The organism is Blastococcus mobilis (assembly GCF_900188025.1).
In the GTDB taxonomy this organism is placed as follows: domain Bacteria; phylum Actinomycetota; class Actinomycetes; order Mycobacteriales; family Geodermatophilaceae; genus Blastococcus_B; species Blastococcus_B mobilis.
Window position 1 is genome coordinate 19,816 of record NZ_FZNO01000036.1, and the last position, 15,115, is coordinate 34,930.

At 73.4% G+C, this 15,115-nt stretch carries 14 protein-coding genes and 1 pseudogene; 5 read left to right on the forward strand and 10 right to left on the reverse strand.

Annotation, left to right across the window (positions count from 1 at the left end; all coding sequences use genetic code 11):
- Positions 1 to 98: 98 nt before the first annotated feature.
- The 6 genes from CHB94_RS22070 to CHB94_RS22095 all read right to left on the reverse strand — a co-directional run bounded on the left by CHB94_RS22070 (position 99) and on the right by CHB94_RS22095 (position 4,897).
- A complete protein-coding gene (locus CHB94_RS22070; protein ID WP_089338723.1) occupies positions 99 to 935 on the reverse strand; it encodes an ABC transporter ATP-binding protein in 837 nt (278 codons plus the stop codon).
- Between the two features lie 11 nt (positions 936 to 946).
- Entirely contained in the window at positions 947 to 2,005 is a 1,059-nt protein-coding gene (locus tag CHB94_RS22075; protein ID WP_089338710.1) for a FecCD family ABC transporter permease, read from the reverse strand.
- Positions 2,002 to 3,057: a FecCD family ABC transporter permease gene (locus tag CHB94_RS22080; RefSeq protein ID WP_089338711.1), complete on the reverse strand. Its 1,056-nt coding sequence runs from the start codon at positions 3,055 to 3,057 to the stop codon at positions 2,002 to 2,004. Before CHB94_RS22080 ends, CHB94_RS22075 begins: the two co-directional genes overlap by 4 nt.
- A gap of 154 nt (positions 3,058 to 3,211) precedes the next feature.
- Positions 3,212 to 3,706 carry a glutathione peroxidase gene (locus CHB94_RS22085; RefSeq protein WP_089338712.1) on the reverse strand — a complete coding sequence of 165 codons (495 nt, stop codon included), beginning with the start codon at positions 3,704 to 3,706 and terminating at the stop codon, positions 3,212 to 3,214.
- A gap of 39 nt (positions 3,707 to 3,745) precedes the next feature.
- Positions 3,746 to 4,462 carry a mycothiol-dependent nitroreductase Rv2466c family protein gene (locus CHB94_RS22090; RefSeq protein WP_089338713.1) on the reverse strand — a complete coding sequence of 239 codons (717 nt, stop codon included), beginning with the start codon at positions 4,460 to 4,462 and terminating at the stop codon, positions 3,746 to 3,748.
- A gap of 30 nt (positions 4,463 to 4,492) precedes the next feature.
- Positions 4,493 to 4,897, reverse strand: a complete 405-nt coding sequence (locus CHB94_RS22095; RefSeq protein WP_089338714.1) for a DUF2237 family protein — start codon at positions 4,895 to 4,897, stop codon at positions 4,493 to 4,495.
- A 64-nt stretch (positions 4,898 to 4,961) separates the two neighbouring features.
- Between CHB94_RS22095 and CHB94_RS22100 the strand changes: the two genes are divergently transcribed.
- Both CHB94_RS22100 and CHB94_RS22105 read left to right on the forward strand, forming a co-directional pair.
- Positions 4,962 to 6,938: an acetoacetate--CoA ligase gene (locus CHB94_RS22100; protein ID WP_254920850.1), complete on the forward strand. Its 1,977-nt coding sequence runs from the start codon at positions 4,962 to 4,964 to the stop codon at positions 6,936 to 6,938.
- 170 nt (positions 6,939 to 7,108) lie between these two features.
- Positions 7,109 to 8,377 carry an acyl-CoA dehydrogenase family protein gene (locus tag CHB94_RS22105; RefSeq protein ID WP_089338716.1) on the forward strand — a complete coding sequence of 423 codons (1,269 nt, stop codon included), beginning with the start codon at positions 7,109 to 7,111 and terminating at the stop codon, positions 8,375 to 8,377.
- Between the two features lie 189 nt (positions 8,378 to 8,566).
- Here the strand turns inward: CHB94_RS22105 and CHB94_RS26410 are convergent, their stop codons facing one another.
- Both CHB94_RS26410 and CHB94_RS26415 read right to left on the reverse strand, forming a co-directional pair.
- Complete coding sequence (locus tag CHB94_RS26410) at positions 8,567 to 9,082, reverse strand: MFS transporter (RefSeq protein ID WP_254920851.1); 516 nt, start codon at positions 9,080 to 9,082, stop codon at positions 8,567 to 8,569.
- Between the two features lie 11 nt (positions 9,083 to 9,093).
- Positions 9,094 to 9,771, reverse strand: a pseudogene (locus tag CHB94_RS26415) (MFS transporter); the annotation flags it as partial.
- A 282-nt stretch (positions 9,772 to 10,053) separates the two neighbouring features.
- Between CHB94_RS26415 and CHB94_RS22115 the strand changes: the two are divergent.
- The 3 genes from CHB94_RS22115 to CHB94_RS22125 are packed head-to-tail and all read left to right on the forward strand — an operon-like array spanning position 10,054 to position 12,868.
- Complete coding sequence (locus CHB94_RS22115; RefSeq protein ID WP_217899436.1) at positions 10,054 to 10,815, forward strand: GNAT family N-acetyltransferase; 762 nt, start codon at positions 10,054 to 10,056, stop codon at positions 10,813 to 10,815.
- Positions 10,812 to 11,687 carry a lysophospholipid acyltransferase family protein gene (locus CHB94_RS22120; protein ID WP_089338718.1) on the forward strand — a complete coding sequence of 292 codons (876 nt, stop codon included), beginning with the start codon at positions 10,812 to 10,814 and terminating at the stop codon, positions 11,685 to 11,687. Before CHB94_RS22115 ends, CHB94_RS22120 begins: the two co-directional genes overlap by 4 nt.
- Positions 11,684 to 12,868, forward strand: coding sequence for a glycosyltransferase family 4 protein (locus tag CHB94_RS22125; RefSeq protein ID WP_217899437.1), 1,185 nt, complete (start codon positions 11,684 to 11,686; stop codon positions 12,866 to 12,868). The genes CHB94_RS22120 and CHB94_RS22125 overlap by 4 nt, the downstream gene beginning before the upstream one ends.
- Positions 12,869 to 12,898: 30 nt before the next feature.
- Here CHB94_RS22125 and CHB94_RS22130 read toward each other — a convergent pair whose 3' ends face one another.
- Positions 12,899 to 14,623, reverse strand: coding sequence for a glycoside hydrolase family 13 protein (locus tag CHB94_RS22130; protein ID WP_089338719.1), 1,725 nt, complete (start codon positions 14,621 to 14,623; stop codon positions 12,899 to 12,901).
- Positions 14,620 to 15,009 carry a VOC family protein gene (locus CHB94_RS22135; protein WP_089338720.1) on the reverse strand — a complete coding sequence of 130 codons (390 nt, stop codon included), beginning with the start codon at positions 15,007 to 15,009 and terminating at the stop codon, positions 14,620 to 14,622. Before CHB94_RS22135 ends, CHB94_RS22130 begins: the two co-directional genes overlap by 4 nt.
- Between the last annotated feature and the right edge of the window lie 106 nt (positions 15,010 to 15,115).

Here is a 15,115-nt window from a genome sequence, read left to right on the forward strand (position 1 = left end):
GGAACTCCCTCGGGTGAGGGGATGCATGACCATCCCCGGGCGCGAGGAAGGTTAGCCTGCCCTAAGTCCCACTTGGAAGAGGGTCCGTGACGGGACGGTCAGCGCAGCCGCCGGACCGGGACGACCATCGGGGTGCCGGCGACCGGGTCGGGCAGGACCCGCGCCTCCAGGTCGAAGACGTCGGCGAGGAGCTGCTCGGTCAGCACCTCCTCGGGCCGGCCGGAGGCCATGAGCGCGCCGTCCTTCATGGCGACCAGCCGCTGCGCGTAGCGGGCGGCGAGATTGAGGTCGTGCAGCACGACGACGACGGTGCACCCGCGCTCGGCGTGCAGCCGGCTCACCAGCTCCAGGACGTCGATCTGGTGCGAGAGGTCCAGGTAGGTCGTCGGCTCGTCCAGCAGCAGCAGGTCCGTGCCCTGCGCCAGCGCCATCGAGATCCACGCGCGCTGCCGCTGCCCGCCGGAGAGCTCGTCGACGGGCCGGTCGGCCAGTCGGACCATGTCGGTCCAGCTCAGCGCCTCGGCGACCACGGCCTCGTCGTCCCGGGACCACTGGCGCAGCCAGCTCTGGTGCGGGTGCCGGCCGCGCGCCACCAGGTCGGCGACGGTCAGGCCCTCCGGCGCGACGGGCGCCTGAGGCAGCAGGCCGAGCACCCTGGCGACCTCACGCGTGGGCGTCCTGGCGATCGACCGCCCGTCGAGCAGCACCTGGCCCCCGCTCGGCCGCATCAGCCGACCCAGGGCGCGCAGCAGGGTGGACTTGCCGCAGCCGTTCGGACCGACGATCGCGGTGAACGACCCCTCGGTGAGCTGCAGGTCGAGGTCCCGGACGACGACGTGCTCGTCGTAGGCCAGGGTGACGCCGTCGGCGGCGAGACGGACCCGTCCGCTCGCAGTCCCGGGGTCGCGCAGCTGGGTCGCGCTGTCGATCGTCACAGTCTCGATCGTCACAGTGTCGATCGCCGCCTTCCGCGGACGAGGAGCCAGAGCAGGTACGGGGCGCCGAGGACGGCGGTGAGGATGCCGACCGGGAGCGCCTCGGGCAGGACGGTGCGGGTCACGAGGTCGGCGCCCACGACCAGCACCGCGCCGAGCAGGCCCGAGGCCAGCAGCGGTGGCCGGGAACCGCCGGCCAGGCGGACGGCGATCTGTGGGACGACCAGCGCCACGAACGTGATCGGCCCGGCAGCCGACACGGCGAACGCCACACAGCCGACCGCGATCAGGACGACGGCGGCCTGGGCGCCCTGGAGCCGGATCCCCAGCCCCCGGGCGGTGTCGTCGCCGAACTGGAGGACGCCGAGGACGCGGCTGGCCGCCAGGGCGAGGGGCAGGAGCACCGCCAGCGCGACGGCCAGCGGGACGGCGTGGTCCCAGGTGCGCGCGTTGAGCGAGCCGGTGATCCACACGTAGGCCGAGGCGGCGTCGTGGATCTCGGCGTCGGTGAGCAGCCAGTCGACCAGCGCGGTGCCGATCGACCAGAGCGCGATGCCGATGAGAACCAGCCGGTAGCCGTCGATGCCGGCCCGCCAGGTGAGGGCGAACAGCAGGACGCCGGTCAGCAGGGCCCCGAGCAGCGCGGCCAGCGGGATGCCCAGGCCGGGAAGCACGCCGCCGGAGCTGAGCACGATCGCGCCGACGGCGCCAACCGAGGCGCCCGTCGTGATGCCCAGGGTGTCCGGGGAGGCCAGCGGATTGCGGGCGAAGGTCTGGAACAGCGCACCGGCCACGCCGAGGGCGAGGCCCACCAGCAGGCCGACGGCGACCCGAGGGGCCCGCAGTTCCAGGATGATGAACGGCTCCGCACCCTCGCCGAGCCCGGCCAGGGTGCGGAGCACGTCGGGGACAGCGATCGGGAAGTCGCCGCGCCCGAGGCTCACCGCCGACAGCAGGACGAGCACGGCGAAGGTGGCCAGGGGCACCGCGACCTGGCGCCAGCGCACGATGCCGGACGCGGGACCGATGCGGATGGTGGTCCCGGGTCGCGGGCTCGCCTCGATGCTCACAGCGCCGCCGTTCCGCGGCGGCGGACGAGCGCGATGAAGAACGGTGCGCCGATCAGCGCCAGCACGATGCCCACCTGCAGCTCGCCGGGGCGGGCGACGACGCGGCCGATCACGTCGGCGGCCAGCAGCAGGACCGCCCCGGCGAGGCCGGAACAGGGGATGAGCCAGCGGTGGTCGGGCCCGGTGACCGCGCGAACCGCATGCGGGACGACCAGCCCGACGAAGGCGATCGGCCCGCAGGCGGCGGTCGCGGCACCCGCCAGCAGGGTGATCGCGGCCAGCCCGACCAGACGGGCCGGCCAGATCCGCTGCCCCAGCCCCCGGGCGACGTCCTCGCCGAGACCGAGCAGGTCGAGCGCCGGTGCGTTGATCAGGGCGAGCACGAGGCCGAGCACGATGAACGGCCCCACCTGCCAGGCCACGTCGGCCCCGCGGCCGGCCAGGGCGCCGACCACCCAGAAGCGGAAGGCGTCCAGCGTCTGCTGGTCGCTGACCAGGACGGCGCGGACCAGTCCGTAGAGGAGGGCCGACAGCGCGGCGCCGGCCAGCGCCAGGGTGACCGGGGTGGCACCGCCGCGGCCGCCCGAGCCGATCGCGTAGACGAGCACCGTCCCGGCCAGGGCGCCGAGGAAGGCGAACCAGACGTAGCCCGACGGGCTGGTGACGCCCAGCAGGGCGATCGAGAGGACGACGGCGAAGGAGGCGCCCGCCGTCACCCCGAGCAGGCCGGGGTCGCCGAGCGGGTTGCGGGTGTGCCCCTGCATGAGCGCGCCGGCGATCCCCAGCGCCAGGCCGACCATCAGACCGAGGGCGGTGCGCGGCACCCGGAGCTGCCGGACGATCACCGCTTCCTCGCTGGTGAGGTCGCTGTCGAGCAGGGCCCGCCAGACCTCGCCGAGCCCCATCGACCGGGTGCCGACGGCGATGCTGGTGACGCAGGCGGCGGCGAGGACCGCCAGGAGGATCAGCAGCCCGATCAGTCGTCGGTTCCTGCCGCGCCGTCCGGCCGGGGCGGCGCGGCCCCGGGCCGGGGCAGCGGTCGCGGCGGTCACGAGCGGCTCCCGGGGACGGACAGGCGAGGTAAGGAAGGCTTACCTTACCTATCCGCGCGGCACCCGTCCGCCGCGATCATGAAGTCGGCGGGGCGACACCCCGGCGAACGACGGCGTGTCGTCGCCGGAGCTTCATGATCGCGGAAGGTTCCGGTCAGGCGGGGAGGACGGACTCGATCGCGGCGCGGACCTCGGGGGCGTCGGGCTGCGTCATCGGGCGGAAGCGGGCGACGACCGAGCCGTCTCCCGCGACGAGGAACTTCTCGAAGTTCCACTGGACGTCACCGGCCTGCCCCGCGAGGTCGGGTACCGCCGTCAGCTCTCGGTAGAGCGGATGCGCGCCCGGGCCGTTCACCTCGACCTTCTCGGTCATCGGGAACGTCACGCCGTAGGTGGCAGAGCAGAACTCCGCGATCTCCGCGGCGGTGCCGGGCTCCTGCCCCTTGAACTGGTTGCACGGCACCCCGACGACCGTGAAGCCCCGGGCCCCGTACTCCTCCTGCAGCGCCTCGAGCTGGGCGTACTGCGGGGTCAGCCCACACCGGCTGGCCACGTTCACCACGAGGGCGGGGCCACCGCCGGTCAGGCCCCGCAGCGTCGTCGGCTCGCCCTGCAGGGTGGTCAGCGGAACGTCGAGGAGGTCGCTCATTCCCCCGGCAGCGCCGCCGGCCGGTGCTTCATTCCGGGCTCAGCGCTTCAGCCGCCGGCTCCCGCCGTGCCAGTCCTCCTCGACACCCCGCTCACCCGACCGGACGCCGAAGGCAGGCAGCTGGGGCCGCTCGCGCAGGCTCCGCTTGAGCTCGGCGAACCCGGGGAAGCCGGCCAGTGCCACGACGTGGTCCCAGAGTTCGACCGCCTCCGCGTCACTGGGCCGGCGGCTGATCACCGGCCCGAAGAAGGCGACGCCCTCCGGCGGCCGGAAGTGCAGGATCGGCGTGCCGACGTCCCTGCCGGTCAGGGCCAGCGCCTCGTCGGTCTCCGCCTGGATCTCGGCGTCGGCCGATTCGTCGTCGACGGCGTCGGCGAGGGCTGCGGGCAGGCCCACCTCGGCCAGGATCGCCACCGCGTACTCCCGGCTGCCGCGCACGGCGGGGTCGGGCTGTTCCTCCGTCTCGAAGATGTGCCGGCCGAACGCCTCGTACAGCGGGCCGACCGCCGCACGCCCGTGCTCGGCGCGGACGCGGCCGGCCACCCGGAGGAGACGCAGCCCGGCGGTGTGCCCGGCCTCGTAGTCGGGCGGGAAGTGGGCGTCGTAGTCGATGTGCGCGTTGAGCAGCCGCAGCGAGATGAACCGCCAGTCCACGGCATAGTCGCGCTGCGCCGCGACCTGGCGCACCCACGTGCTGGTCAGCCACGCGAACGGGCAGACCGGGTCGAAGTAGAAGTTCAGGTCGGCGTCGGTCATGCGTCGGAACGTAACCCGGAGCCGGGTCACCTACTCCAGGCCGCTGATGTCGTCCGGGACGTCGACCGCGTGCTGCCGCAGCGCCTCGATCGGCACGATCTCCAGCGCGCGAGCGTTCGTGGCGGCCAGGACGACGCCGGCCGCCGCTCCCGCCTGGTACGCCTGCAGCCACCGCACCGCCACGACGCACCACCGGTCGCCGGGCTTCAGGCCGGGGAACCCGTACTCCGGCCGCGGGGTGGACAGGTCGTTGCCGAGGTCACGCTGCATCTGCAGGAAGTCGGCGGAGACGACGGCGCAGACGGTGTGCGAGCCGAGATCCTCGGGTCCGCTGGTGCAGGACCCGTCCCGGTAGAAGCCGGTCAGCGGTTCCGTGCCGCAGGGCTGCAACGGGCCGCCGAGCACGTTGCGCTCGTCCGCGGGGTCGGGCTGCACGGAGCTCCTCGGCGATCAGTGGGCGCGCATGGTCGGCGCGCGCTCAGGATGGCATGGTGCGGGCGTGAGTGAGCTGCCTCAGGCACTGTGGACTCCCACGCCCGAGAGCGTGCGGCGGACCCGGATCGCCGCCTTCGCCTCCTGGGTGGCGCGCCGGCGCGGTTTGGACTTCGGCGACCCCACCGACTACGACGCCCTGTGGCGCTGGTCGGTCGAGCACATCGACCAGTTCTGGAGCGACCTCGCAGACTGGACGGGCGTGCTGCCCGGCGTCCCCGAGGACCGGGTCCTCCCCGACCGGAGCATGCCGGGCGCTGTCTGGTTCCCCGGGACGACGGTCAACTACGCCGAGCAGGTGTTCCGCGCCGCGGTCGAGGACAATCCCGCGCTGGTCGTGGTCGCCGAGGACACCGATCCGCTCGAGGTGTCCTGGGCGTCGCTGCGGGCGCAGGTCGGCGCGTTCGCCGCGACGCTGCGCCGGCTCGGGGTGCAGCGGGGCGACCGGGTGGCCGGCTACCTGCCCAACGTGCCCGAGGCGGTCGTCGCCTTCCTGGGGGCGGCGTCCATCGGCGCGGTGTGGTCCTCGTGCGCGCCGGACTTCGGTACCCGGGCCGTCCTCGACCGGTTCGCCCAGATCGAGCCGACGGTCCTGGTGGCCGTCGACGGCTACCGGTTCGGCGGCAAGGACCACGACCGCCGCGACGTCGTCGCCGAGCTGCGCGCCGCTCTGCCGACCGTACGGACGACGATCGCCCTGCCGCGGCTCTTCCCGGACGACGTCCCGGACGGCGCACTGCCCTGGGCCGAGGCGGTCGCGGACGAGCAGGACCCGGAGTTCGAGGCGCTGCCGTTCGACCATCCGCTGTGGATCGTCTACTCGTCCGGGACGACCGGGCTGCCCAAAGGAATCGTGCACGGGCACGGCGGCGTCGTCCTCGAGCAGCGCAAACAGCTGGCCCTGCACCTCGACGTCGGCGCCGGCGACCGGCTGTTCTGGTACGCCTCGACCGCCTGGATCATGTGGAACATCGCCACGTCGGCGCTGCTCACCGGTGCGACGGTGATCGTCTACGACGGGGCCCCGGCGTACCCGTCGGTCGATGCGCAGTTCGCGCTCGCCGCCCGCACCGGGATGACCTACCTCGGCACCAGTGCCGGCTACCTGACCGCCTGCGAGAAGGCGGGCATCCGGCCGGGGGAGGCCCACGACCTCTCGGCGCTGCGGGCCATCGGCGCGACCGGCTCCCCGCTGCCCGCGTCGGCGTACCTCTGGGTCTACGACGCGGTGAAGCCCGATGTCCTCCTCGGCTCGCTGTCGGGCGGCACCGACGTCGCGACCGGCTTCATCGGCAGCTCGCCGCTGCTGCCGGTGACGGCGGGGGAGCTGCAGCGGCCGATGCTCGCCGTCGCCGCGGCCTCCTGGAACGAGGACGGCGAGCCGGTGATCGGCGAGCTGGGCGAGCTCGTGGTGACCGAGCCGATGCCGTCGATGCCGCTGTACTTCTGGAACGACCCGGGCGGCACCCGCTACCGCGAGTCCTACTTCGAGCCGTGGCCCGGCGTCTGGCGGCACGGCGACTGGCTGGAGATCACCGAGCGCGGTACCTGCCTGATCACCGGCCGGTCGGACTCCACGCTCAACCGCGGTGGGGTCCGGATGGGGACGGCGGACATCTACGCCGCCGTCGAGTCGATCCCCGCCGTCCTCGACTGCGTCGTCCTCGGCGTGGAACAGCCCGACGGCGGCTACTGGATGCCGCTGTTCGTGCAGCTCGCGCCGGGCGAGGAGCTGTCCGACGAGCTCCGGGCGCAGCTGAAGGCCGCGATCCGGGAGCAGGCCAGCCCGCGGCACGTGCCCGACGAGATCATCGCCGTCCCCGGTGTGCCGCACACCCGCACCGGCAAGCGGCTGGAGGTGCCGCTGAAGAAGCTGTTCCAGGGCGTCGACCCCGGCAAGGCGGTCAACACCGGCGCGGTCGACGACGCCTCGCTGGTCGACCACTACATCGCCCTGGCGCGGCAGCGTTCCGCGTCCCCCTGAGGGACTTTCTGTACCGAAAGTCCCCGGCCGGGCCGGACTTTCGGTACGGAGAGTCCCGCGGGGATCGGGTGAGGCCGGTCACCTGGCGGGTGACGACGGCGTGCGGGGGGCACGTCCTGCGACCAAGGTGTACCTGATCATCCGCCCGACAGGAGTGGAGACGACCGACGATGACGTCGACCGCCGACCGGACCGACGGCGTCCTGGAGCCGCAGCCGCCCGCGCTGCTGCCGCCGTGGCACACGCCGGAGCGTGAGGAGCTGCAGCTCCAAGCCCGTCGCTTCGCGATGGAGGAGGTGCTGCCGGTCGCCGCCGAGGTCGACCCGCAGAAGGGCGAGATCCCGGCGTCCCTGCTCTCCCGGCTGGCCGAGCTCGGCTACTTCGGGATCACCGTGCCGGCCGAGCACGGCGGTCTGGGGCTCGGCGTCTTCGAGTACTGCATGGTCAGCGAGGAACTGGCCCGCGCCTGGATGTCGACGGCCAGCATCCTGGCCCGTTCCCAGGGCCTCGGGACGGCGGTGGCCGACGACGCGCGCCGCGCCGAGCTGCTGGCCCGCAGCGCGAGCGGGAACTGGATCGGCGCCATCGCGCTGTCCGAGCCCGACGCCGGCTCCGACCTGGCCGGTGTCTCCACCCGCGCCGTCCTCGACGGCGACGAGTGGGTGGTCACCGGGCACAAGCGCTGGTGCGGCAACGCCAAGGCCGCCGACTTCATCCAGGTGCTCGTGCGCGAGCGGGATCCGGAGCCCGGGGAGTCCCGGTCCAAGGGGCTGCTCAACCTGCTGCTGGAGAAGAAGCGCGGCGAGTTCCCCGAGGGCCTGTCCGGCCACCCGATCGACAAGATCGGCTACCACGGCTTCCTCACCTGGGACCTCACCTTCGACGGCGTCCGGATCCCCAAGGACAACGTCATCGACCAGGCCAAGGCCGCCCGCGAGGACAGTGACGAGGAGGGCGAGGCCGCGAAGCAGGCCGGGTTCGCCGAGGCGCAGAAGTTCCTCAACACCGCCCGTGTGCACACCGCCGCCCGGGCCGTCGGCCTGGCGCGCGCCGCGCTGGAGGACTCGATCCTCTACCTGCAGGAGCGCGAGCAGTTCGGCCACCCGATCGGCGACTTCCAGGCGCTCCGCTTCGCCGTCGCCGAGATGGCCGCGCAGATCGAGCAGTCCCGCGCCTTCTACCGCCAGGTGGCCCACCTGCTCGACCTGGGCCTCCCCTGCGAGAAGGAGGCGTCGATGGTCAAGCTCGAGGCCACCGAGATGTCGGTGCGGGTGACCAACCAGGCCATGCAGCTGCACGGCGGGAACGGCTACACCACCGAGCGGCAGGTCGAGCGGCACTGGCGCGATGCCCGGCTCACCACGATCTTCGAGGGCACCAGCGAGATCCAGAAGCGGATCATCAGCGACCGCCTGCTGCCCCGCAGCCCGTTGAGCTGAGAAAGGACCCCTGCCCCCCACCGGACCCCTGCAGCGGGCCACCGCGCGGCACCGTCAGGGCAGGCGGATGGGCATCAGCTTGCTGACCTCGCCGGGGCGGGCCGGGGCGCGGAGGGCGAGCGGGGCGAGCCCGCGCACGGCAGCTCCACGTGGACGACCGTCGGGCCTCGACCAGGTCGAGAGTCATCCTCACGCGGCGAGGGCGGCCTCGTCGGCGTGCGCGATGTGCGCCAGCTCCCGCCAGATGAGCGCCAGGATGATCGCCGAGCCCACGAAGGCGAACCAGAACGGGCCGGTGATCCCCCAGACCTTCGCGATGACGCCGCCGAGTGCCTGGCCCGCGACGATCCCCCCGAACACGCCGGTCGAGTAGAGGCTGCCCACGCGGCCCTGGAGCTCGGTGGGCACCGCGCGCATCCGGACCGTCCGCGACGTCGTCCCCCAGACGAACGCGTGGGCACCGAACACGAACATGATCAGCAGGGCGACCCAGCCGGTGGTGGCGAGCGCGAGGCCCAGGTGGGTGAAGGTCTCGATGACCAGCCCGACCCGCATGATCGAGGCCAGGCTCGCGTGCCGCTCCAGCCAGTCGTAGCCCGCGGTCCCGGCGAGCCCGCCCAGCGCCCCGACCGTGGTGAGCAGCCCGAAGCCGATCGCGCGCCCATGTCCAGCCGCTCGGTCGCGTACAGCACGAGCACCGACCATGCGGCGCCGTAGGTGACGTTGAACGTGACGATCGTGAGCGTCAGGGTCCGCACCGCCGGATTGCCCCAGGTCCAGCGGAAACCCTCGGCGATGTCGTGGCTCACCCGCCGGTCCCCGGCCGGCCGCCCCAGGGCGGGCAGCCGCATCCGGGAGACGAGAACGGCCCCGAGCAGCAGGCACACGATCTGGACGACGAACGGCCACGTCATCCCGGCCGCGAAGAGCGTCGCCCCGACGGCGGGACCGACGAGCTGGTTCATCGTGATCCCGGCGGTCATCAGCCGGGCGTTGCCGATGCCGAGGTCGGCCTTCGCGACCACCATCGGCATGAGGGTGGCGGTGGTGGTGTCGACGAAGACCTCGGCGGTGCCCAGCAGGAAGATGGCCGCGAGGACGACGGGGACGTTCACGGCGCCGGTGACCAGCGCGGCGGTGAGGACGACGAGGACCGCGACCCGCAGCAGGTCGACCACGATCACCACCAGCCGGCGGTCGACCCGGTCGGCCAGCACGCCGGCGTGCAGGCCGAACAGCAGCCACGGCAGGCGCTGCAGCAGGCCGGCGAGGGCGACGAGGAGCGGGTCGGAGGTCTGGGAGGCAACCAGCAGCGGGCCGGCGGCCAGCGCGATGCCGTCGCCGAGGTTGCCGACCCAGGCCGAGCCGACCAGCCAGCGGAAAGACGTCCCCATCCGGGACGGGAGGACTGCGTCGACGATCCGGCTCACGAGGAGGAGACGCTAGGCCGAACCGGGCCGGGACGCCGACAGCGTTTCCGCGCCGCCGTTCTCGGACGTGGGGGCTGTGGTCCCCCGATCAGGTGAGGACGGCGGGACAGGAGGGGTGAATCGGCCCGCGCAGAGCCGAACCGACGTGGCGCCGTCCGCTGCCGTGCACCGTCCGGACACCTGCGGTCCCGACCCTGCGGGATGTCCGGGGCCCGTCCGGGGCCCTCCGGCACACGAGGTGTCGTCGTGACCGTTGCCCCACCCCTCCAGCAGCGCACCGCCCGTTACCGCACCGCACTCGCGACCACGTCGTCCGAGATCGAGGCCGCCCAGCGGCTCCGCCACGAGATCTTCGCCCTCGAGTGCGGCGCCGCGCTCGATCCCGTCGGTGCCGCCACCGGCCGGGACGTCGACGAGTGGGACGAGCACTGCGACCACCTCGTGGTGCGCGAGGAGGTCAGCGACAGGGTCGTCGGTACCTACCGGCTGCTGCGGCCGGAGCGGGCCGCGGGACTCGGCCGCTCGTACGGCGACGGAGAGTTCGACCTCAGCCGCCTGACGGGCCTGCGGCCCGGGCTGGTCGAGGCCGGGCGCAGCTGCGTGCACCCGGATCACCGCACCGGCGCCGTCATCACGCAACTGTGGGCCGGGGTCGCCCGGTATGTCGTCGACGGCGGTCACACCCACCTCGGCGGATGCGCGTCGGTCCCGCTCGCGGACGGCGGCGCGACGGCCGCGGGTCTCTGGGACCTCCTGGTACGGGAGCGCCGGCTGGCTCCCGCCGGCCTGTGGGTCCTGCCGCACGTCCCCTTCGACGTCCACGCCCCCGCCCGCCCCGACCGGCTGGTCCTGCCGCCGTTGATCAGGGCGTACCTGAGGATCGGCGCCCGCGTCTGCGGGCGACCGGCGCACGACGCCGCGTTCGGTACCGCCGACTTCTACGTGCTGCTCGCCGTGTCCGACATCCACCCCCGCGTCCTCCGGCGCCTCCTGGGCGGCGTTCGGTGACCGGCTGGCTCCCCGTCTCGGAGTGCACCTCGACCTGTCTCGACGAGGTCCCCGGTGTCGCGCGGGCCGTCCGGGCCCGGCGGTGGGCGGGGGTGTCCCGTGCGCTCGCCGGGGCCCGGGGAGTCGGCGGGGCCGCGGCGGCAGGACGGGCACTGACGGCGCTCGGCATCGCTGTCGAGGTGGTCCCCGCGCCGGTGCCGTGGCCGGAGGACCGCGGCGTCGGGTCGCTCGTCGTCGCCAACCACGTCTCGTGGGTCGACGACGTCGCCCTGCTCGCCCTCTTCCCGCAGGTCCACCCGGTGGCCAAGGCGGAGGTCGCGGCCTGGCCGTATGTCGGCGGCTGGGCCCGGCGCTCGGGCACCGTCTTCCTCGATCGCGGCAACCTGCGCCGCCTGCCGGGCTCGGTGGCCGACGTCAGCACGATCCTCCGGAACCGCGGTTCGGTCCTCGTCCACCCGGAGGGGACGACGGCGTGCGGGGCACAGCTGGGCCGGTTCCGTCCGGCGTTCTTCCAGGCGGCGGTGGACGCGGCCGCGCCGGTCTGCCCGGTGGCGCTGCGCTACCGGGTCGCGCCGGGGCGGACCACCGCAGCGGCGGGCTACTTCGGCGGTGACTCACTGCGGCGCAGCATGGGTCGCGTCGTCGCCGCCCGCGATCTGGTCCTCGAGGTGCACCTGCTGCCGGCGCTGGAGCCCGGGCGGGACCGCCGCGAGCTCGCCGCGCTGGCCGAGTACGCGGTGGCGCAGGTGACGGAGGCGTGGGCGCCGGCGACGACCGCCCACCCCCGTCCGGCACGTTCCGCCCGGCCCGCCGGACCGACCCGTCCCGGTCCTCTCCTGGAGCTCGACGTACCGCACCCGGCCGTCCCGTGACCGCGCCGCTGGCGTCCGTGCCGGTCTCCGACGGCGTCGGGCTCACCGTCGCGCTCGTCGCGGAGACCTTCTCGCCCGCTGTCAACGGGGTGGTGAACTCCGTCGTGCGCGCGGCGGACCATCTCGCCGTGCGTGGCCACCGGCCGGTGATCGTGGCGCCCAGCGGCACGTCCTACGAGTCCCGGTGCGGCGCCTGGATCGACGTGGTGACGGTGCCGGCGATGCGGGTTCCGCACTACCGGCAGGTCAGCATCGCCCGGCCGGGTTCCGGGCTGCGCGGGGTCCTCGAGGGGATCGGTGCCGACGTGGTGCACCTGGCCTCCCCGGCGGTCCTCGGTCTCGCGGCCGGACGCGTGGCGCGGGCGCTCCACCTGCCGACGGTCGCGGTGTTCCAGACCGATCTCGCCGCCTTCGCCCGGCGCTACCGGATCCCGGGCGGCACAGCCGGCGCGTGGTGGCTGGTCCGCGCGGCACACGGGACGGCGGACCTGACGCTCGCCCCCTCGTCCGCGACGGTCGCGGCGCTGCGCCGGCACGGCGTGGGCCCGGTGGCACTGTGGGCGCGGGGTGTGGACCTGCGCCAGTTCAGCGCCGACCACCGGGACGTGCGCCTGCGTCGCCGACTGGCCCCCGGCGGCGAGCTGGTCGTCGGCGTGGTCGCGCGGCTGGCACGGGAGAAGCGGCTGGAGCTGTTGGCCGAGGTCAGTCGGCTGCCCGGTGTCCGGCTGGTCGTCGTCGGCGACGGTCCGCAGCGCCGCAGGCTGGAGCGTCTGATGCCCGGTGCCTCGTTCACGGGGCAGCGCTCGGGCGCCGACCTCGGGCGCCTCGTCGCCTCGTTCGACCTCTTCGTGCATCCCGGCCGTGACGAGACGTTCTGCCAGGCGGTCCAGGAAGCCCTCGCCGCGGGTGTGCCGGCCCTCGTGGCGGCCGCGGGCGGACCGCTGGACCTGGTGCGCCACGGGGAGAACGGTTGGCTGTGGGACGGCGCGGACGCCGGCGTCATCGCCGCCATGGTCGCGGGTCTGCGGGACGACCGGCTGGCCCTCCGGGTGGTCGCAGCACGCGCCCGGGCGTCGGTGGAGCACCGCACCTGGGCACGGCTGGGGGATGAGCTGATCGGCCACTACCGGCGGGTGCTCCCGGCCGGTCGTGCCCCTACGGTGCTCCCGGAGGCCGGTTGAGGCCCCGGTCGGTACGGCCGGTGCGGGACCTCAGCCGATGCTGAGGACCCGCGCCTCCCAGGGGCGGAGCAGTTCGGGGTCCTCGTCGGGCAGATTGCCCAGCACCCACCGGCCGTCCCGGGCGTGCGGCAGCAAGTCGGTCAGCCGGTAGGGCGTCCGGCTCAGGTTGCAGACGACGAGGAGCACCCGGTCGTCGAGCGTGCGGGTGAAGGCGTAGACGTCGTCGTGGTCGGGCAGCAGCATCGCGAAGTCGCCCAGCGCGACGACCGGCTCCTCGTGCCGCAGCGCTATCAGCTGCCGGTAGTGGGCGAGGACCGAGGACGGGTCGTCGCGCTGCGCGGCGGCGTTCCACGCGACGTGGTCGGGGTTGACCGGCAGCCACGGCGTCCCGGTGGTGAACCCGGCGTGCGGCGAGCCGTCCCACTGCACCGGTGTGCGGGCGTTGTCCCGGCTCATCCGCCGCAGGGCGGTCAGGACGGCGGCCGGATCCTGGCCGGCGACCATCGCCGTCCCGAAGTGGTTGACCGACTCCACGTCGCGGAAGCCGTCGACCGTCGCGAACGGGTAGTTGGCCATCCCCAGCTCCTGGCCCTGGTAGACGTACGGCGTCCCCCGATGCAGGTGCAGCAGCGTGGCCAGGCAGGTGGCGGAATCCCGCCGGAACTCCGGGCTGTCGTCGCCGAACCGGGAGACCGCACGGGGCTGGTCGTGGTTGTCCCAGTAGAGGGAGTTCCAGCCGACGTCGGCCAGGCCGGCCTGCCACCGCCCGAACGAGGCCTTGAGGCTCCGCATCCGCAGGGGGCGCACGTCCCACTTCGACGACCCGTGGTCCAGCCCGACGTGCTCGAACTGGAACACCATGTCCACCTCGGCGCGGGCCGGGTCGGTGAACAGCCGGGCCTCCTCCACGGTGACACCCGGCATCTCACCGACGGTCAGGAGCGCACCGGGCCGCCCGGCGAACACCTCGCGGTGCATCTCGTTCAGGAACTCGTGGATCCGGGGGCCGCAGATGTAGGACGCCGAGCCGTCGCCGAGTGCGGTCCCCGGGATGGGCGGGCCGTCGTGGAGGTGCCCGTCGGGCGCCCCGTCCCTGCCACGGAGGTCCTTGGAGATCATGTTGATGACGTCCATGCGGAAGCCGTCGACCCCGCGGTCGAGCCACCAGCGCATCATCGCGTACACGGCCTGCCGGACCGCCGGGTTCTCCCAGTTGAGGTCCGGCTGCTTCCGGTCGAACAGGTGCAGGTAGTACTCGCCGCTGGCCTCGTCGTACTCCCAGGTCGAGCCGGAGAAGAACGACTGCCAGTTGGTCGGCTCCGCCCCGGGGTCTCCGCCGGCGAGGCCGTCCCGCGGAGGGCGCCACCAGTACCAGTCGCGCTTGGGCGAGGCCGGCGACGACCGTGACTCCACGAACCACGGGTGTTCATCGCTGGTGTGGTTGACCACCAGGTCCATGAGCAGCTTCATGCCGCGGGCGTGCAGGGCGGTGATCAGCTCGTCGAGCTGCGCCAGCGTGCCGAACAGCGGGTCGATGTCCTGGTAGTCGCTGATGTCGTAGCCGTTGTCGGCCTGCGGCGAGGGGTAGACCGGGGAGAGCCAGAGGACGTCGACGCCCAGGTCGGCCAGGTGGTCCAGTCGTTGCAGGATCCCGCCGAGGTCACCGATGCCGTCGCCGTCGGAGTCCTGGAACGAGCGTGGATAGACCTGGTAGACGACGGCGTTGGTCCACCAGGGCGCCTCCTCGGGTGTCATCGGCCCGGGAAGGTGTGGTGGACGGCCTCGACGTTGTTGCCGTCCGGGTCACGGAAGAAGACGCCGTAGTAGCCGGGGTGGTACTCCGGCCAGAGCCGCGGCTCGTGCAGGATCGCCGCCCCGGAGTCCCGCGCGGCGGCGAACACCGCGTCCACGGACTCCCGGGACGGCGCGGTGATCGCGAGATGGACGGGACGGGCGCCGTCGTCGACGAGAGCGCCCAGCCACAGTCGCGGAAAGCTGTCGGGTCCGCACAGCCCGACGACCGCACCGCCGGTGCCCTCGTACCGCATCAGCTCGCGAACCCCGCAGGAGGTGAACACGCGCGTGTAGAAGTCCGCCGAGGCGCCGACGTCCGCACACTGCAGTGCCAGGTGATCGAGCATGTCCGGGACGCTAGGGCGTGTCTCACCGATCTTGACCGGCGGGTTCGGTAGGCCTGGTGTGTGCGCGATCGTCACGATCTGACTGATGTGGAGTGGGCCCGGCTGG

What these genes read in the sequence shown, in the direction of transcription:
- CHB94_RS22090 (WP_089338713.1), bottom strand. Translation starts at nt 4,462, where the DNA reads ATGACCGACGCCGACCTGAACTTCTACTTCGACCCGGTCTGCCCGTTC.
- CHB94_RS22135 (WP_089338720.1), bottom strand. Translation starts at nt 15,009, where the DNA reads ATGCTCGATCACCTGGCACTGCAGTGTGCGGACGTCGGCGCCTCGGCG.
- CHB94_RS22105 (WP_089338716.1), top strand. Translation starts at nt 7,109, where the DNA reads ATGACGTCGACCGCCGACCGGACCGACGGCGTCCTGGAGCCGCAGCCG.
- CHB94_RS22130 (WP_089338719.1), bottom strand. Translation starts at nt 14,623, where the DNA reads ATGACACCCGAGGAGGCGCCCTGGTGGACCAACGCCGTCGTCTACCAG.
- CHB94_RS26410 (WP_254920851.1), bottom strand. Translation starts at nt 9,082, where the DNA reads ATGGTCGGTGCTCGTGCTGTACGCGACCGAGCGGCTGGACATGGGCGC.
- CHB94_RS22085 (WP_089338712.1), bottom strand. Translation starts at nt 3,706, where the DNA reads ATGAGCGACCTCCTCGACGTTCCGCTGACCACCCTGCAGGGCGAGCCG.